Annotated in this window: 14 protein-coding genes; 1 reads left to right on the forward strand and 13 read right to left on the reverse strand. The window is 35.9% G+C overall.

The features are described from left to right. Positions 1-5: 5 nt before the first annotated feature. The 13 genes from ruvA to ES674_RS01120 all read right to left on the reverse strand — a co-directional run bounded on the left by ruvA (position 6) and on the right by ES674_RS01120 (position 18,439). Positions 6-587: a Holliday junction branch migration protein RuvA gene (ruvA, locus tag ES674_RS01060; protein ID WP_148402140.1), complete on the reverse strand. Its 582-nt coding sequence runs from the start codon at positions 585-587 to the stop codon at positions 6-8. Between the two features lie 77 nt (positions 588-664). After that, on the reverse strand, positions 665-2,947 hold the full coding sequence (locus ES674_RS01065) for an NADP-dependent malic enzyme (protein ID WP_148402141.1): 2,283 nt from the start codon (positions 2,945-2,947) through the stop codon (positions 665-667). Positions 2,948-3,028: 81 nt separating this feature from the next. After that, on the reverse strand, positions 3,029-3,955 hold the full coding sequence (gene queG / locus ES674_RS01070) for a tRNA epoxyqueuosine(34) reductase QueG (protein WP_148402142.1): 927 nt from the start codon (positions 3,953-3,955) through the stop codon (positions 3,029-3,031). Continuing rightward, positions 3,955-5,289 carry a cytochrome P450 gene (locus ES674_RS01075; RefSeq protein ID WP_148402143.1) on the reverse strand — a complete coding sequence of 445 codons (1,335 nt, stop codon included), beginning with the start codon at positions 5,287-5,289 and terminating at the stop codon, positions 3,955-3,957. The genes queG and ES674_RS01075 overlap by 1 nt, the downstream gene beginning before the upstream one ends. A gap of 53 nt (positions 5,290-5,342) precedes the next feature. After that, positions 5,343-6,365, reverse strand: a complete 1,023-nt coding sequence (gene ruvB, locus ES674_RS01080) for a Holliday junction branch migration DNA helicase RuvB (RefSeq protein ID WP_148402144.1) — start codon at positions 6,363-6,365, stop codon at positions 5,343-5,345. Positions 6,366-6,637: 272 nt separating this feature from the next. Beyond that, positions 6,638-8,431, reverse strand: a complete 1,794-nt coding sequence (locus ES674_RS01085; RefSeq protein WP_148402145.1) for a cytochrome c oxidase subunit I — start codon at positions 8,429-8,431, stop codon at positions 6,638-6,640. A gap of 36 nt (positions 8,432-8,467) precedes the next feature. Continuing rightward, complete coding sequence (locus ES674_RS01090) at positions 8,468-9,535, reverse strand: cytochrome c oxidase subunit II (protein ID WP_148402146.1); 1,068 nt, start codon at positions 9,533-9,535, stop codon at positions 8,468-8,470. 26 nt (positions 9,536-9,561) lie between these two features. Next, entirely contained in the window at positions 9,562-10,926 is a 1,365-nt protein-coding gene (locus ES674_RS01095; RefSeq protein ID WP_148402147.1) for a quinol:cytochrome C oxidoreductase, read from the reverse strand. 24 nt (positions 10,927-10,950) lie between these two features. Further along, positions 10,951-11,508 carry a c-type cytochrome gene (locus ES674_RS01100; RefSeq protein ID WP_170233937.1) on the reverse strand — a complete coding sequence of 186 codons (558 nt, stop codon included), beginning with the start codon at positions 11,506-11,508 and terminating at the stop codon, positions 10,951-10,953. A gap of 1 nt (position 11,509) precedes the next feature. Continuing rightward, positions 11,510-12,046 (reverse strand): DUF3341 domain-containing protein, encoded by a 537-nt coding sequence (locus ES674_RS01105; RefSeq protein ID WP_148402148.1) that lies wholly within the window; start codon positions 12,044-12,046, stop codon positions 11,510-11,512. A 3-nt stretch (positions 12,047-12,049) separates the two neighbouring features. Beyond that, positions 12,050-13,786 carry an NrfD/PsrC family molybdoenzyme membrane anchor subunit gene (nrfD, locus tag ES674_RS01110; protein ID WP_148402149.1) on the reverse strand — a complete coding sequence of 579 codons (1,737 nt, stop codon included), beginning with the start codon at positions 13,784-13,786 and terminating at the stop codon, positions 12,050-12,052. 34 nt (positions 13,787-13,820) lie between these two features. Then, the gene (locus ES674_RS01115) at positions 13,821-17,051 is read right to left on the reverse strand and encodes a TAT-variant-translocated molybdopterin oxidoreductase (RefSeq protein WP_148402150.1); all 3,231 of its coding nucleotides are present in this window, start codon (positions 17,049-17,051) and stop codon (positions 13,821-13,823) included. A 92-nt stretch (positions 17,052-17,143) separates the two neighbouring features. Beyond that, positions 17,144-18,439, reverse strand: coding sequence for a c-type cytochrome (locus tag ES674_RS01120; RefSeq protein ID WP_148402151.1), 1,296 nt, complete (start codon positions 18,437-18,439; stop codon positions 17,144-17,146). Between the two features lie 213 nt (positions 18,440-18,652). On the opposite strand from ES674_RS01120, the gene ES674_RS01125 reads away from it, so the two are divergent. Further along, the gene (locus tag ES674_RS01125) at positions 18,653-19,048 is read left to right on the forward strand and encodes an SPOR domain-containing protein (RefSeq protein WP_148402152.1); all 396 of its coding nucleotides are present in this window, start codon (positions 18,653-18,655) and stop codon (positions 19,046-19,048) included. The last annotated feature ends 8 nt before the right edge of the window (positions 19,049-19,056 follow it).

Consider the following 19,056-nt stretch of genomic DNA (forward strand, 5'->3'; position numbering starts at 1 on the left):
ATCTATTATAAATTTTTTAACGCTTGCTTAATAATGGTCTCAACATCTGCTTGTGGCTCTTGACTTAAAAACTTGTCTATCACACGCTCCGCCTGCTTTTTAACGAAGCCCAAAACTTCTAAAGCAGATAACGCTTCATCTTTATTTGTATTGCTTTGTGCTGTAGAATTTTCATCTATATCATAGACTTTCAGGATTTTATCCTTTAAATCTAAAATAACGCGTTGAGCGGTTTTTGCTCCAATACCTTTCACGGATTGAATTAAGGGCACATCACCCAAAGCAATGCCCTCACGTATTTGAACGGGCGTTAATGAAGACAACATGGTGCGTGCAGTACTGGCGCCAATGCCACTTACAGACAATAACATGCGAAAAATTTCACGCTCGGCCAATGTTGAAAATCCAAACAAGGTATGCGAATCTTCCTTAATTTGAAGATGGGTGTACAATTTAAGATTTTCTTGGTCTGGAATTTGCGAATATGTATGTAGGGAAATATTCAAAAAATAGCCAACACCGTTGCAGTCTATAACAACATCTGTTGGCTTTTTTTCAACAAGTCTTCCTTGAATATGTGTAATCATGAATTAACATTATATTAACTCTCAAATGTAATAAAATTATTTTCAAAACAAAGGTGTTTATCAACCGAATCCCCTTTTTAAAGTTCAGCCAATTTTTCCTTTTGTTGCGCATCAATGACAGCAATAGCGGTCATATTCACAATTTCATCTACACTTGCTTCCAATTGTAATATATGAACCGGTTTTCTCATACCCATCATAATAGGTCCAATGGAGTCTGATTGATTTAATTCTTTCAAGAGTTTATAAGTTATATTTCCTGATTCTAAATTCGGAAAAATTAAGGTATTTACTTTCTTACCCGCTAATTTTGAAAACGGGAACGTATCTTGAAGCATCTCACTATTTAATGCGAAATCGGCCTGTAATTCACCATCAACCAATAAATCTGGATGTCTTTGATGTAAATACGCAACTGCTTCTCTCACTTTAATAGCCGTTTGGTTTTTTGATGAACCAAAGTTTGAATAGGAAATCATAGCCATCACCGGTTCCATCCCAAACATTTTTACAACACCGGCCGTCATTTGGGCGATTTTCGTTAAATCGGCAGCTGATGGATTGATATTGATAGCCGTATCACTTAAAAATAACGGACCACGCTGCGTCATCAAGATATTGGTTGTAGCAATCCGAGTTGATCCTGGCGCTAAACCAATTAATTCTAACATAGGTTTTACTACAGACGGATAACTACGTGAAAATCCAGAAATTAAAGCATCTGCATCACCTTCATTTACCATCATAGCTGCAAAATAATTACGCTCCCGCATCATTTTTTCTGCAGAATATAAGGTTACACCTTTACGTTTACGTTGCTTCCAATAAACTTCAGCATAGGCTTTTAAACGCGGTTCCTCTTCATCAGATTTTGGATCAATAATTGGCACATCAGCATCAAATCCAATTTCTGCTTTCAGTTTTTCAATAACGGAACGTCTTCCTAATAAAATAGGCATAGCAATACCTTCATCGTGTGCAATTTGAGCCGCTTTTAAAACATCTAAATGATCGGCTTCAGCGTAAACAACACGTTTTGGACTTAACTTGGCGCGGTTTAAAAGTAAACGCACTATTTTATTATCAGAGCCCGAACGTTCTAAAAGTTCGTTTTCATATTTTACCCAATCAGTAATAGGATGTTTTGCCACACCACTTTCAATGGCCGCTTTAGCAACCGCTGGTGGTATTTGCGAAATTAATCTTGGATCAAAAGGTTTTGGAATAATATATTCACGACCAAATGTTAAACGGGTTTCACCATAAGCAATGTTTACCTGCTCTGGAACAGGTTCTTTAGCTAAATTAGCCAAGGCTTTTACAGCCGCCATTTTCATTTCTTCATTAATTTTCGTGGCACGCACATCTAAAGCACCTCTAAAAATAAATGGGAAACCTAAAACATTATTCACTTGATTAGGATGATCACTTCGGCCAGTTGCCATAATAAGGTCCTTTCGGGTGGCAACCGCTAAATCGTATTCAATTTCCGGGTCTGGGTTGGCCATGGCGAAAACTATAGGGTTATCTGCCATAGTTAATAACATCCCTGGCGAAACTATATTAGAAGTTGATAAGCCGATAAATACATCGGCATTTGTCATGGCTTCTTCTATAGTATCAATTTTTCTATGCGTGGCAAATTCTGCTTTTTCAGGTGTTAAACTGTCCCGATCTTGACGAATTACGCCTTTACTATCCAGCATAACCATATTCTTACGCGTGGCACCAAGAGCTTGGTACAAACGTGAACAGGAAATTGCTGCGGCACCGGCACCACTTATTACAATCTGCGCATCTTCAATATTTTTACCCGCTAATTCTAAAGCATTTAATAAAGCGGCTGCAGAGATAATAGCCGTTCCATGCTGATCATCATGCATTACCGGAATATCTAATTCAGCTTTCAGTCGGCGTTCTATTTCAAAAGCTTCAGGTGCTTTAATATCTTCTAGATTAATTCCTCCAAAAGTTGGTGCAATCATTTTTACGGTTTGGATAAAAACTTCCACATCTTCCGTATCCACTTCAATATCAAACACATCAATATCTGCAAATATTTTGAAAAGCAAACCTTTTCCTTCCATTACCGGTTTAGAGGCTTCAGGTCCAATATTTCCAAGTCCTAAAACGGCCGTCCCGTTGGTAATAACGGCAACTAAATTTCCTTTGGCTGTATACTTATAAACGTTGTCAACATCCTTGGCAATTTCAAGGCAAGGTTCAGCAACACCAGGAGAATAGGCTAATGATAAATCGCGCTGACTCGCGTATTTTTTAGTGGGTACGACTTTTATTTTTCCAGGTGTAGGTTTCGCGTGATATACTAATGCCTCTCTTCTTCTGCTTTCTTTGCTCATATATTTCTGTTTTATCGACTAACAAATATACATTTTTCGAATACAAAATGACAGAAAAAAGCACTTAGACTTATAAAGCCATTAGGATTTTAAAAAATCAATGTTGCGGGTTAATCCGGTGAATTTTGTACGTTTTAAAGCCGACTTTTTAAATACTTTTTGAAAGGTTTCTTCGGTTATCTCTTCCCAATCCTGCTTAGACATTTCCAATAATTCAGGATGCGGATTAAAAAGCGGTTCGCTATGCGCTTTTGAAAAACGGTTCCAAGGACACACATCTTGGCAAATATCACAACCAAACATCCAATCGTTAAATTGGCCTTTAAATTCTGTGGGAATATTTTCTTTTAATTCAATGGTGAAATAGGAAATACATTTGCTGCCATCTACCACATAAGGTTCTGTAATAGCTTGTGTAGGGCAAGCGTCAATGCATTTGGTACAGGAACCACAATGATCGGTTGTAATAGAATCATACTCTAATTCTAAATCGATGATGAGTTCAGCAATAAAATGAAACGAACCGGATTTTTGGGTTAATAGCAAGGTGTGTTTGCCTACCCATCCTAATCCTGATTTGGCGGCCCAAGCTTTATCTAAAACGGGTGCCGAATCTACAAAAGCACGGCCATCTACTTCGCCAATTTCCTCTTGAATAAAATGCAATAAAGATTTTAATTTATCTTTTATTATGAAGTGATAATCGGTGCCATAGGCATATTTTGATATTTTATAGGTATCATCATTTTGAAATTCAGATGGATAATAATTCAATAACAAGGAAACCACACTTTTAGAGCCTTCTACTAATTTTGTAGGATCTAGGCGTTTATCAAAATGGTTTTCCATGTAGGACATTTCACCATTCATATTCTTGTTTAGCCAATTCTCCAACCTTGGCGCTTCTTCTTCTAAAAATTGCGCTTTACTAATACCACAAGATAAAAAACCGAGTCGTTTGGCTTCTGTTTTAATCATTGCCGTATATTTTGATCTATTGTCGATCATTAGCTACGTTTCTGAAACGTTAAAAAAGCATTTTTAGGCTTTAAAGTTATAAGCGGTGTAATATCTATTTCCTGAAAATTAGGTGAAACTTTATAAATTGACACTAATTCGGAAATGGCTATTATCATTTCAAACATAGCAAAATTATTCCCGATGCATTTTCGTGGGCCAGCGCCAAAAGGAAAATATTGGGATGAGAATTTTCGGCTACCTTCATTAAAACGTTCGGGCATAAAGTTATTAGGTTTTTCCCATAATTTTTCATGACGATGCATTTCATAAACCGAAAACAATAGATTGGAGCCCGCTTCATAATCTAAATTATTGAAAGTGTCCGGTTCAATGTTCACCCGATCTATGAAATAAACGGGTGGAAATAGTCGCATGCTTTCTTCTATAACTTGCTGACAGATTTTAGATTTAGAAACCAAATCCATTAAATTGGTAGTTTCCTTTTGGATTACGAGACGCTCATTATAAATTTTCTCCTGCCATTCCGGATTTAAAGCCAATAATTGTGCGGTAAATGTGAGCGCATTGGAGGTGGTTTCATGTCCAGCTGTAAAAAGAATTAAAATTTCATCTATTAATTGCTCTTCTTCCATAAATGAACCATCATCGTATTTGGCATCTAAAAGCATATCCAATAAATCGTTTTCTTTAATTAGGGAGGCGCGACGTTCATTTACAATCCGTATTAAAATCTGACGGGCTTCTTGAGTTAACTCCAAGGTTTTACCTATTTCTCCGCCATATTTGAACCACCAACCTAAATAGGGTTGGCGTAACTCTTTAACCAGCATTTTTTGAGCTGTTTCGGTAATATGTTGCAGTCTGTTAATATCATCTTGATTGGCAGCACTACTGAAAAGAGATTTTACCACGGTTTGAAAAGCCAAATCGTTTAGAATGGGGAATATATCAATAGTCTTTTCAGGTGTGATTTTTTTATATTCTGAAACAATGGCATCTTTTATACTGTCTAAAAGATTTTCTAATTGTTTTTTATGAAAAGCGGGTTGAATCAATTTTCGCTGTTTTTTCCAATGTTCACCTTCAGCTGTTAATAAACCGCGACCCACATATTTGACTAAATCTACCGTTTGAATTTTAGATTTCTTATAATTCTTCTGATTGGTTTGAAGTACATATTCAGCAAAAGCGGCATCCCGACTAAAAACCACACTATTTTTAAAGCCTATTTTTAATTTGAACACATCGCCTTTCTCTTCAAAATTTTTATGATGAAACGGTAAGGGGTTTTTAAGAATCTCTAAAGTATGCTTCAAAAATTTAATTAAAGGAACGGACGGTATGGTGTTTTGAGTTTTCAAATTTGGGATATTAGATATTTCATATTAATTATAACATACCTCAATGCAATCAGTTAAAATAAGCCTCCATGAGTTGGACCTTTAACACGACCTAAATGTTTATAAGCTTGTTCCGTAACTTCACGACCGCGTGGCGTTCGCATGATAAAACCTTGCTGAATTAAAAATGGTTCATACACTTCTTCAATCGTTTCGGCACTTTCACTTACAGCTGTTGCCAAGGTTGTAATTCCAACTGGGCCACCTTTAAATTTATCAATAATAGTGGTTAAAATCTTATTGTCCATTTCATCAAGACCGTGTGCATCCACATTTAAAGCTTCTAATGCAAAACGGGCTATTTTAATATCAATGCTTCCATTGCCTTTTATTTGTGCAAAATCGCGAACCCGACGCAATAACGCATTGGCAATACGTGGTGTTCCTCTACTTCTACCAGCTATTTCCACTGCTGCCTCCATAGAAATTGGTACATTTAAAATAGTCCCACTTCGTTGTACAATGGTGGTTAATAATTCGGTGTTATAATACTGCAGTCGGCTTTGGATTCCAAAACGTGCACGCATAGGTGCTGTTAGTAATCCAGAACGTGTTGTTGCACCAATTAGGGTGAATGGATTTAGATTTATCTGAACGGTTCTGGCATTTGGTCCCGACTCAATCATGATATCTATTTTATAGTCTTCCATGGCGGAGTACAAATACTCCTCCACAATAGGACTTAATCTATGAATTTCATCAATAAAAAGCACGTCACGCTCATCTAGATTTGTAAGCAGTCCAGCTAAATCTCCTGGTTTATCTAAAACAGGACCAGACGTGACTTTAATACTTACACCCAATTCACTAGCTAAAATATGTGCCAAGGTGGTTTTACCTAAACCTGGAGGTCCATGAAACAAGGTATGATCTAATGCTTCTTCGCGACCATTAGCAGCCTGTACAAATATTTTAAGATTTTCCAACACCTGATCTTGACCTGTAAAATCATCAAAGGATAAGGGTCTTAACTTTTTTTCAACGTCAACTTCTTCTGGCGTGAAATTTTCGTTTGTCGGATCTAGGTTTTCGTTCATGTTTACTTCCCATGAAATTGGGAATCCTTTTATTTAATTCGATTTAAAAGCAAATTCGAATATTTTACGTAACTATAAGATTGCATTAAATAGCTTAAACAAATATAACAAAAAGCCTCTCCAATTTAATGGAAAGGCTTTAGTCTTTTAAATCTCTTTTAAGTATGCTTTTGTTGTGCATAAATGGATTAATAAAAAAGCCTTTCTTTTAACAGAAAGGCTTTAGTCTTTTGAATGTCTTTTATAAGATCCATTTTTGCAAAGGGATTTGTTTAGTGATGTAACTCTTCTTCACCTTCTTTTAACGGAACGTTTTGTGGTACAAAATCCGTATCATGACCTGGTTTACTATAATCATAAGACCAGCGGTATACATGAGGAATAGCACCTGGCCAGTTCCCATGTAAATGTTCAACTGGAGTTGTCCACTCTAAAGTAGTCGATCTCCAAGGGTTTTGAACAGCTTTCTTACCATAAAACATACTAGCAAAGAAGTTGTATAAATATATAATTTGTACGGCACCACCAATTATAGCAAAGATGGTTATAACAACATTCACGTTTGCTAAATCATCAAATAATGGGAAACTTGAGTTAGAATAATAACGTCTTGGTAAACCTGCCATTCCAATAAAGTGCATTGGGAAAAACACCCCATAAGCACTAATTGCGGTTATCCAGAAATGAATATAACCCATTTTCTTATTTAACATGCGTCCAAACATTTTTGGATACCAGTGATAAATACCAGCAAACATACCATAAAGAGCAGATATACCCATTACTAGGTGGAAATGCGCAATTACGAAGTACGTATCATGTACGTTAATATCTAAAGCACTATCTCCTAAAATAATTCCTGTTAAACCACCTGTAATAAAGGTAGAAACGAAACCTATAGAAAACAACATAGCCGGATTCATTTGAATATTACCGCGCCAAAGGGTTGTTATCCAGTTAAAGGCTTTTACAGCCGAAGGAATTGCAATTAATAGCGTTGTAAATGTAAATACTGATCCTAAAAATGGATTCATTCCAGATACAAACATATGGTGACCCCAAACAATTGTAGATAAGAATGCAATAGCCAAAATAGAAGCAATCATGGCTCGGTAACCAAAAATAGGTTTACGCGAGTTGGTAGCCATAATTTCGGATACTAATCCCATAGCAGGCAGAATTACAATATAAACCTCAGGGTGACCAAGGAACCAAAATAAATGTTCGAATAATACCGGTGAACCACCTTGATAGTGTAATACTTCACCTTGAATAAAAATATCCGATAAGAAGAATGATGTTCCAAAACTTCTATCCATTATTAATAATAAAGCTGCTGATAATAGCACCGGAAACGAAACCAAACCAATAATAGCCGTTACAAAGAAGGCCCAAATTGTTAATGGCAAACGCGTCATAGACATACCTTTAGTACGTAAGTTAATAACTGTAACCACGTAATTTAAAGACCCTAACAATGAGGATGCAATGAAGATAGCCATAGAAACTAACCAAATAGTCATACCCAATCCTGAACCACCTTGAGCCATTGGTAAGGCTGATAATGGCGGATAGATTGTCCAACCAGCTGCTGCAGGTCCTGCCTCTACGAATAAAGAACATACCATTAAAATACTAGATAGGAAGAATAACCAATAAGATACCATGTTTAAAAATCCTGATGCCATATCTCGTGCACCAATTTGCAATGGAATTAAAAGGTTGCTAAACGTACCACTTAAACCAGCTGTTAAAACAAAGAATACCATGATAGTACCATGGATTGTTACTAATGCTAAATAAATATCAGCATCCATAACACCACCTGGAGCCCATTTTCCTAATAGAGCTTCAAATAATATATTCGGTTCTTCTGGCCAAGCAATTTGAATACGGAACATGATAGACATTAAAACACCTATAATTCCCATAAGCGTACCTGTAATAAGGTATTGCTTAGCAATCATTTTATGGTCTTGACTAAATATGTATTTAGTCATGAATGTTTCCTTAGGATGATGTCCGTGATCGTCGTCGTGAGCGTGAATATCTGCGTGTGTTGACATAATCTTCTATATACTTTTTTTAAAAACCGTTTTTATTTACTTAATTAAAGAATCTTTAAATTCTTTTTGTTCCGCAATCCAAGCATCATACTCCTCTTGAGTTTCAACTATGATCTTCATTTGCATGTTGTAATGAGATTTTCCACAAATTTTATTACACAATACAAGAAAATCAAATTCATAGGGATCAAGTGCCGCTTCACCTTTGGCTGCTAGCTCTATACTTTTCTCCTCACGGATATTGTTAATATTATCCACCTTTTCAATTATTTCAGGTGTCAATCTCATATCAGCTGTGGTGATAACTGGCGTAAATCCAAACTGGGTTATCATCCCTGGAACACAGTTCATTTGCGCTCTAAAGTGAGGCATGTAAGCGGAATGTAATACGTCTTGTGAACGCATTTTAATTAAAACCGGTTTTCCTACTGGTAAATGTAACTCTGTTACAATAATATCATCTTGCGCATTAGGATCTGCTTCATCAACACCTAAAATGTTAGCTTTGTCTATATCTATTAAACGTACGTTGGCTTTCCCTAATGTATTATCATTTCCACCGTAGCGTACCTTCCAGTTGAATTGTTGCGCATATAATTCTACTATTAATGGATCATCATCTTCACTGACATTCATAATGCTTGTCCATGTGAATAAACCATAAATTATTAAACCTGATAAAACGATTACTGGAATTATTGTCCAAATTGCTTCCAGGGTATTATTATCTGCATAGTACAATGCTTTTTTACCTTTTTCACCACGATATTTGTAGGCAAAGAAATGTAATAAGAATTGCGTAATAGTCTGAACTACGAAAATAACGATCATAGAGATCATCATTAAATTATCTACTTCAGAACCATGTTCTGATGCCGCATTGGACATCAAAGGTAAATCACCCCATAATACAAAACATAAGATGGTTAGTACATAAATGAAGATTAAAAAACCTAACATTAAATATGCATTTATCTTGTTGTCTTTATCATTTGCTACCTGGTCATCTGAAACACCTACTTGTGCTAGATCAAATATTTTCACCATTTGCCAAATGGCAATAGCAACAAAAAGAACTATTATAATTGTTAAAAAAGCTGTCATTGTCTCTTCTCTACTTTAATTAATTTTTAATAATGGAAATCTTCACTTTCTTTAATAAACGGATTTCCTTTGGCTAATAATGGTGCTTTTGTTAATGATGTAAATACCACCATGATAAACAGACCAGCAAACAATAATATAGCGCCAATTTCAGGGATTCCAATAAACCATCTATCTCCTACTGTTGCAGGCATAATCATAACAAACACATCAATATAATGTCCTCCTAGTACAACTAAACCTGCCATAATGATAAACCAAGGCAGTCGTTTATAATCACTATTCATTAAAAGTAAAAACGGGAATACAAAGTTTAAAACTACCATACCTAAAAATGGTAATTGATAATCTTGAAAACGTGTTACGAAGTAAGTTACCTCTTCCGGTATGTTTGAGTACCAAATAAGCATGAATTGTGAAAACCACAAATAAGCCCAGAAAATACTCATACCAAACATAAACTTAGCTAAATCGTGAATATGACTATCATTAACAAATGTTAAGAATCCTCTTGACTTTAAGTAAACTGAGATTAATGCAATTACGGTAATACCACTTACAAACATACTTGAAAATACGTACCATCCAAATAATGTACTAAACCAGTGTGGATCTACACTCATAATCCAATCCCAAGACATAATAGACTCGGTATAGATGTAAAATACTAGAAAAGCAGCTGCAATTCTAAATGATTTCTTAAAGTTACGATTATCGTTAATATCTGCGTTATCTTGTGCTATTGAGAATTTACGAGCGAAATGTCTATATAAACTCCATCCTGCAATAAAAATTAAACCTCTTATAATAAACCAAGGTAAGTTTAAGTAGCTTTCTTTATTTTGAATTAATTTATCATTGGCAACAACTTCTGGATCCATCCATACAAATAAGTTATAATGACCAATAGTACCTGAAGCTACAGCAATACCCAAAACAATTAAACCACCTGGTAATACATAAGCTGTAATACCTTCCATAACTCTAAATAGAACTGGTGACCAACCTGCTTGTGATGCAAACTGAATGGCATAGAATGCTAAAACACCTAATGCTATCATGAAAAAGAAAAATGCAGCAACATAAATGGCGGACCAAGGTCTATTAGCCAATTGGTGTTGTACATGCTCTACATGTTCTTTATGTTCATCTACATGCGCTTCTCCTGTTTCAGTAAGAGCCGCATTTTCAGCCGTCATATCATGTGTTGTTGCAACATCATGTGATGCTTCTTCTCCGTGTCCACCACCGTGTGATGCTTCAGTAGCAAGCATGGTTTCAACGTCTTCAAAAGATTTATGAGATGTCATAAAACCATAAACAACACCTAATGCTCCAATTATAATCAGTGCAATAGAGAATGTCTTTAATCTATTCGAGAATGTGTACATATCTATATATAATCTTTATCTATCTTATTTTTCTAAATCAGCTTTCAGCTCCATAACATAAGCTACTACTTGCCAACGCTCTTCTTCGTTCAATTGGTTTGCATAAGAACCCATAGCATTTTTACCATAATAAATAGTATGATAAGTACTTCCGGAAGTAATTGCTCTTCCAACATCCGAATAACTAGGAATACCAAGAATTTTTTCGCGCTTTACTAAATTTCCTTGCCCATCACCTTTTGGTCCATGACAAATAGCACAGTAAATGTTATATAATTCTTTTCCTCTCATGCCATCAAATTGCAGAGAATCCAAAGGATTTGTCAAGTTTGCTTTCGCTTCGTTATATCCGTCTAAACTATCATCTATATCAAAAGGTAAATACCCTCGTGAAATTGATCCTTCAGCTGGAAGTTGAGCTTCTATACCATTTCTAAAAGCGCTTGATTCAGAATAGGTATCATAACCAACGTCTTCATACATATTTGGCATGTATTCATAGTTTCGACTTCCTTGTTTACTACAAGAAACAATCGTTACTAATACTAATGCTATAATTGCTGTTTTTATTAAGGCCTTCATATTAATGTGCTTCTACTTTTTCAACAATATTAATTTCTACTGCACCAGTTTCTTTTAGTAAATTTTCTAATTCAAATTGATTATTATGAATAGCAATTTCCATTAAGAAATGATCATCTGTCGTTCTTACATCCGGGTTTTCAGCTGTTTTAAATGGCCATAATCTACTACGTAAGTAAAAAGTTATTACCATTAAATGAGCTGCAAAAAATACCGTTAATTCGAACATAATTGGTATAAACGCTGGCATGTTTTCTATATAACTAAAGCTTGGTTTACCACCAATATCTTGTGGCCAGTCCTCAATCATAATATAGTTCATCATAACAATTGAAACAACTAAACCAATACAACCATAAATAAAGGATGTAATAGCCAAACGTGTTGGTTCTAATCCCATTGCTTTATCTAGTCCATGAACCGGAAAAGGCGTAAAAACTTCCTCGATATGATACTTTTCAGCTTTAACTCTTTTAACAGCCGACATTAAAACGTCGTCATCTGTATAAAAAGCGTGAATTACTTTTGATGTTTCCATTATCTACGCTTCGTTTATTAGTTGGTTAGCTTGTCCAGACCAGTCATCACGTTCAGCTCTTCCTGGGAATGAACCGGTAATTTCGTCTAACAAGTCATATTCTATTTTCGTCATTCTACTAACTTGTAGAAAAGTATAAATACCAATGCCATTTAAAACATCTTCCATTTTTGGTCCAATACCATTAATTTTCTGAAGATCGTCCGCCGTTTGGATTGTCGGATCAAATGCACCAATATTTAATAATAGACTATTTGTTTTTTCAATATGGTCTACAGTGGGAGTTGTTTTTAGAACTGCTGGATTTACAACCACACCAGATGTTCTAGTATCTGCTCCTGTTCCTGCAAGACTTTCACCACGTTCTCTTATATTTTTGTATCGTTCTCCTGAAGATTTTAAAATCGTTTTAATCTCCGCTTGAGCAATTACTGGGAATGTTCTTGCATATAAAAGGAATAATACAAAGAAGAATCCAATGGTTCCAATAAAAATACCGATATCTACAAATGTTGGTGAGAACATAGTCCAAGATGATGGTAAGTAATCACGGTGTAAAGATGTTACGATAATTACAAAACGCTCAAACCACATTCCAATGTTTACAATGATGGATATAAAGAAAGAGAACATAATACTTGTTCGCAATTTTTTAAACCACATAAATTGCGGTGAAAAAACGTTAAAACTCATCATACATAAGTAAGCCCACCAATAAGGTCCGGTTGCTCTGTTTAAGAATGCGTATTGTTCATATTCTACTCCTGAATACCAAGCTACAAATAACTCGGTGATATATGCAACACCAACAATAGATCCCGTGATCATTATAACGATGTTCATTAATTCAATATGTTGAACTGTGATATAATCCTCTAAACTACATACTTTACGCATGATAATTAACAAGGTATTCACCATTGCAAATCCAGAGAAAACTGCACCAGCAACAAAGTATGGAGGGAAAATGGTGGTGTGCCATCCTGGTATAACCGAGGTAGCGAAATCAAAAGATACAATAGTATGTACAGAAAGTACTAATGGCGTTGCTAAACCTGCAAGTACCAAAGATACTTCTTCAAAACGTTGCCAATCTTTAGCACGACCAGACCAACCAAAACTTACTAAAGAATAAATTTTCTTTTGGAAAGGTTTCACTGCTCTATCTCGAAGCATAGCAAAATCAGGTAATAAACCAGTCCACCAGAAAACTAATGACACCGATAAATAAGTTGAAATTGCAAATACATCCCAAAGTAAAGGAGAGTTAAAGTTAACCCATAAAGAACCAAATTGGTTTGGAATTGGTAATACCCAATACGCCAACCATGGACGACCCATGTGGATAATTGGAAACAAACCTGCTTGCACAACCGCAAAAATAGTCATGGCTTCAGCCGATCGGTTAATTGCCATTCTCCATTTTTGACGGAACAGTAAAAGTACCGCGGAAATTAATGTTCCTGCGTGACCAATACCAACCCACCAAACGAAGTTAGTAATATCCCAAGCCCAACCTACGGTTTTATTCAAACCCCAAGTTCCAATACCTGTTGAAACTGTATAAATTATACACCCTACTCCCCAAAGGAAAGCTAGAAGTGCGATAGAAAATACAATCCACCAAGATTTATTTGCTTTACCCTCTACAGGCCTTGCCACATCAACAGTAACGTCGTGATATGATTTTTCCCCTATAACTAAAGGTCTTCTAATAGGTGCTTCGTAATGAGACGCCATAATCCTTTTATAATTATTTTCTTAATTCGTTTTATTATGCTTCGGTTGTATTTCTCACTTTTGTATGATACATCACATTAGGTTTTGTCCCAATATGCTCTAACAAGTGATACATACGATTATCTTCTTTAAGTTTTGCAACTTGACTTTCTTTATCGTTGATGTCTCCGAAAACCATAGCACCGGTTCCACATGCGGCAGAACAAGCGGTTTGGAATTCACCGTCTTTAATAACACGACCATCGCGTTTGGCATCTAAAATTGTTTTCTGTGTTTTTTGGATACACATAGAACATTTCTCCATAACACCACGTGAACGTACTGTAACATCAGGGTTTAATACCATACGACCTAAATCATCATTCATATAGTAATCAAACTCATCATTCTTATTATATAAGAACCAGTTGAAACGACGTACTTTATAAGGACAGTTATTGGCGCAATAACGTGTTCCAACACAACGGTTATAAGCCATGTGGTTTTGTCCTTGTCGACCATGAGAAGTTGCTGCAACTGGGCAAACAGTTTCACAAGGTGCGTGATTACAATGCTGACACATTACTGGTTGAAAAGCAACTTGCGGGTTTGCCGCTGCTGTTTCCATTTCATCCAATGCATCAATAATTGCTAATCCTGTAGTGCCTTCTTTTTTATCAATATCACCTTTGAAGGTATCTTCAGAAGAATAATATCTATCAATACGCAACCAGTGCATATCACGACTCTTACGTATTTCTTCTTTACCAACAACAGGTACGTTGTTTTCTGCGTGACAAGCTATTACACAAGCACCACAACCTGTACATGAATTTAAATCAACAGACAAGTTGAAATGATGACCGATTGAACGATCAAAACTGTCCCATAAATCTACTTCTGGTGAGGTAACAGGTGTTGCCTTGTGGTTTAAAGAAACCATAGGCATAATATTCCAATACTTTTTGTCTGTAGTATTGAATATTTCTAAAGTCGTTTCTTTAATAATATCTCCACGACCCATTAATGTATTATGAAGTTGTACGGAAGCAAACTCATGTTCACCACCCACAACTGTAATTGACACATTACTTTGTGCTGTGTTAAAATCTGCATATAAAGGATAGGCATTAACACCTGTACGCATTTCTTCTTTTAATCCAGCTCTACGACCAAATCCAAAGGCTAAACCAACAGATCCTTTTGCTTGACCTGGTTGAATAATTACCGGAGCAGACATAGTAACACCGTTTACAGTAATTTCAACAATACTACCATTTAAGCCACCATCAGATTCATGCCAGTTTTTAATACCTAATTCTTTAGCATCTGCTTGAGCAACGGTAAGGTAGTTATCCCAAGTAGTTCTAGTAATAGGATCTGGTAATTCTTGTAACCAAGGGTTGTTAGCATGTTGCCCATCTCCCATTGATACTTTTGAATATAAAGCTAGTTCGAAACCGTTAGATCCAGAAGTTGCTCCTAATAGTCTAGCTGCATCACCACCAGAAACTGCAACAGGTACTGACATTTCAGTTGCCATTGTAGTTGTAGTCGTTTGCGTAGCATTATTATCTTTTTCTTTTAATCCAACACCTTCCGCAACGTCTTCAATAATACCGCCTACCCAAGTTTTCTTGTCTTTTTCAATGGTTGTTGTAGTTGTTGTCGTTGTTGATGCCATTCCCATGGAAGAAGCACCCGAAACAAATACACCATCATGTAAAGCTTGGCTGAAAGATGATCCACCTAAAATACCTGAATTCCAAGTTTCTTTTACGTAATCATGGTACGACATATCGTTATCAGACCATTTTAATAAAGACTCTTGAAACTGACGTGTATCAAATAATGGACGGATTGTAGGTTGCATTAAGGCGAAATGACCTTTTTTAAACTCTACATCACCCCATGATTCTAAATAATGTGGTACCGCAGCTTGATATTCGGTTTCTAATGCTGTTTCATCTGCTTTCAAGGTAAATGCAACTGATACATTAGTTTGTTTTAAACCTTCAGAAAATTCTCCAGCATTTGGTAATGTATAAAGTGGATTAACACCACTCATAATGATAGCACCTACTTTACCTGCATTCATATCAGCAATTAAAGTGGTTACGGCTTTATCATTTCCTTGTCTTATTTTAATAGGTGTTTTTGTATCAAATGCTTGACTATTTAAGTGCGCATTAATTGATAAAACCACCGTTTGAGCATTCACATCTTGAATACCCGTTACAACAACACCTTTACTTCCAGCTCTCTTCAATTCAGAAGCAGCATTTTGAACGGCATCATCAATATATTTTGGTAATTCACCAGAAACGGCGCCACCAACTACATAACTATATAATTTAGCTAAAGCTATTTTTTGTTGACTTGGTGTTAAAGAAACACGCTTATCAGCATTTGCTCCAGTTAATGACATATTAGATTCAAACTGAATATGGCGCGACATTTTTCCGTTAGTAGGAACTTTATTTTTAGAATAACCAACATCAAATCCGCCACCTTGCCAATCTCCTAAAAAGTCGGCACCAACAGAAACAATAGTCATAGCTTTCGAGAAATCGTAATTCACTAAACCACGTTCTCCGTAATTCGCTTCAAAAGCATCTAATGCAGCAGATTCCGAAATCGCATCATATTGAACATGACGTACATTTCCGAACTTCGCTGTAAATTCTGCAATTGCTTTAGTTGTTGTTGGACTTGCATATGTTTGCGTTAACAAAACAATAGCTTTACCCGAAGCTTTAACTTCAGCTAATTTCTGTCCGACTTCAGCATCCAATTCACTCCAAGAAATGGGCTCGCCTGCTCTCATTGGGCCTTGAATTCTCATACTATCGTATAAGCCCAAAACAGAAGCATTAACCCTAGCATTTGCATGCCCATTGGTAGTTGCTAAAGCGTTATTTTCAATTTTAATTGGACGACCTTCACGAGTTTTTACTAAAATAGACGCATAGTCATATCCATCGGCAACCGTTGTTGCATAGTAGTTTGCAACACCTGGAATAATTTCTTCCGGCTGCACTACGTAAGGGATAGACTTAATTACTGGTCCTTCACAAGCAGCTAAAGATGCTGCAGCTGTACTAAAACCAACATATTTTAAGAAATCACGACGTGTTGTTTTAGAGTTTTCTAACGATTCTTTATTACCTAAAAAATCATCTGTAGGAATCTCTTCAACAAATTCTTTTTGTTTTAGCGTCTCAACAATTGAGCTATTCTCGTTTAGCTCTTCAACACTTTTCCAGTATTTCTTGTTTGATGACATATTATATAATTGAATTACTTCTTATTAATTATTTTATAGTTTTAAATCCCTTTAAAAGATTTCTGCTTTGGTTGAAATTACTAAAATTTGTTTTAGTAATGACACTTACCGCATTCTAATCCACCCATTTGAGCAGCAGTTAGCTTATCTACACCATACTTTTTAGATAATTCTTCGTGAATTTTCGTGTAGTAGGCGTTATCTTCCACTTTAACATTGGTCTCGCGGTGACAGTTAATACACCACCCCATTGTAAGTGGCGCATGTTGATACATAATCTCCATTTCTTCCACTGGACCGTGACATGTTTGACATTCTATACCTGCAACAGATACGTGTTGCGAGTGATTAAAGTATGCGAAATCTGGCAAATTGTGAATACGAACCCATTTTACTGGTTGCGTTTCACCTGTATATTTTTGTTCCTCATCATCCCAACCTGCAGCGGCATAAAGCTTCTTAATTTCACCATCGTAAAATTCTTTGCTATATTCTGCTGTTGCTGTTTCCGGAGAAACTTCGTAAATTGATTTATGACAGTTCATACAAACATTCAAGGAAGGAATTCCTGATGCTTTACTTACTCGTGCAGATGAGTGACAGTATTTACAATCGATACCGTTATCACCAGCATGAATTTTATGAGAATAATGAATTGGCTGAACTGGTTGGTAACCTTGGTCAACACCTACTTGCATAAAGTAACCGTAAACGAAGAATGCACTAGCTAGTAGCAAAATGATTACAGAAACCAATACTAAAAATTGGTTTTGAATAAAGGCTTTCCAAATTGGCGTTCCTTTAGTTTCAGAAATATCAACACCTTTAGCTTCTGCAAAACGCTTTAATGTTTGTCTTACTAAAATAAGCGCCATTGCTAATAAAGCAAATAGGACCGCAAGCGCGCCTAAAATAACTTTATTGGACATGTTTCCGCCGTCTGATTCACCACCTTGAGCAACAGCCACAACTGCATCGCCAGCTGGAGCAGCAGGAGCTTCTTCAGCCGTATAGGCTAATATATCGCTAATGTCTTGATCAGATAATTGTGGGTACGCCGTCATGGCTGCACCGCCATACTCGTTGAATACTTTATTAGCATACGCATCGCCAGCCTTAATTAAACCTGAACTATTACGTATCCAGGCATTTAGCCACTCTCTATCGAGACCTTCCGTTTCTGCAAGACGACTTTCCACATTGCGAAGCGCTGGTCCCGTCATCTTCTTATCTAATTTATGACAAGCAGCACAGTTGGCATTAAATAAAGATTTACCGTTTGCTGAATCACCTTCTTGAGCTGAAAGTGACGTTGAAAATGCTAATAAAATAACTAAACTTAAACGTAAAATGTTTTTGCCTAATTTTCGGTGATTCACCTGTTTCATATTATTGGTTGAATTAACTTCTAAACTTTGGTATGATTTTTTCAATTAACAAAAGAAAAAAATACAATAATAAAATCTCTCGCAAAAGTAACATATAAAGTCGATTTTAGAAATGTTACAGAACTGTTAATTGCTAATTTAGAGATATTCTAAATAATAAAACAAAGTACCTTTGAGTTATAATGATTTACATTTGACCAAATACTATTGAAAATGAATTTATTGAACCATTCTTCCAAACCCTTATTAACATTAAGCCTAGTGTTTAGCTTCACTTTAATTTATGCGCAACAAGGTAATGTTAGCATTAATCAACCATCAGAATTGAATAAATTACTAACTATTAAGAAGGAAATGAACGTTTCTGGTAGTGATTCTGATCGGTATAAAATTCAAATTTACTCGGGTGATCGCTCTGGAGCGAACGCCACTATGGCTAAATATAACCAATCTCCATATACATGGAATATAATTGACGTTTATGAACCGCCCAATTATAAAGTATGGTTAGGCAGTTTCAGAAGTCGCTTGGAAGTTGATAGAGCACTTGTACACGTTAAGAAAGACTTTCCTAACGCTTTTAGATTAAAACCTAAAAGAAAGAACTAAAATAAAAT

Source organism: Bizionia myxarmorum (assembly GCF_008086205.1).
Lineage (GTDB): Bacteria > Bacteroidota > Bacteroidia > Flavobacteriales > Flavobacteriaceae > Algorimicrobium > Algorimicrobium myxarmorum.

Bases quoted from the DNA above. Each gene is read 5' to 3' on its own strand.
- ES674_RS01125 (WP_148402152.1), top strand. From the start codon at position 18,653: ATGAATTTATTGAACCATTCTTCCAAACCCTTATTAACATTAAGCCTA.
- nrfD (WP_148402149.1), bottom strand. From the start codon at position 13,786: ATGGCGTCTCATTACGAAGCACCTATTAGAAGACCTTTAGTTATAGGG.
- queG (WP_148402142.1), bottom strand. From the start codon at position 3,955: ATGATCGACAATAGATCAAAATATACGGCAATGATTAAAACAGAAGCC.
- ES674_RS01065 (WP_148402141.1), bottom strand. From the start codon at position 2,947: ATGAGCAAAGAAAGCAGAAGAAGAGAGGCATTAGTATATCACGCGAAA.
- ES674_RS01085 (WP_148402145.1), bottom strand. From the start codon at position 8,431: ATGTCAACACACGCAGATATTCACGCTCACGACGACGATCACGGACAT.
- ES674_RS01095 (WP_148402147.1), bottom strand. From the start codon at position 10,926: ATGTACACATTCTCGAATAGATTAAAGACATTCTCTATTGCACTGATT.
- ES674_RS01120 (WP_148402151.1), bottom strand. From the start codon at position 18,439: ATGAAACAGGTGAATCACCGAAAATTAGGCAAAAACATTTTACGTTTA.
- ES674_RS01090 (WP_148402146.1), bottom strand. From the start codon at position 9,535: ATGACAGCTTTTTTAACAATTATAATAGTTCTTTTTGTTGCTATTGCC.
- ES674_RS01105 (WP_148402148.1), bottom strand. From the start codon at position 12,046: ATGGAAACATCAAAAGTAATTCACGCTTTTTATACAGATGACGACGTT.
- ruvA (WP_148402140.1), bottom strand. From the start codon at position 587: ATGATTACACATATTCAAGGAAGACTTGTTGAAAAAAAGCCAACAGAT.
- ES674_RS01115 (WP_148402150.1), bottom strand. From the start codon at position 17,051: ATGTCATCAAACAAGAAATACTGGAAAAGTGTTGAAGAGCTAAACGAG.
- ES674_RS01100 (WP_170233937.1), bottom strand. From the start codon at position 11,508: ATGAAGGCCTTAATAAAAACAGCAATTATAGCATTAGTATTAGTAACG.
- ruvB (WP_148402144.1), bottom strand. From the start codon at position 6,365: ATGAACGAAAACCTAGATCCGACAAACGAAAATTTCACGCCAGAAGAA.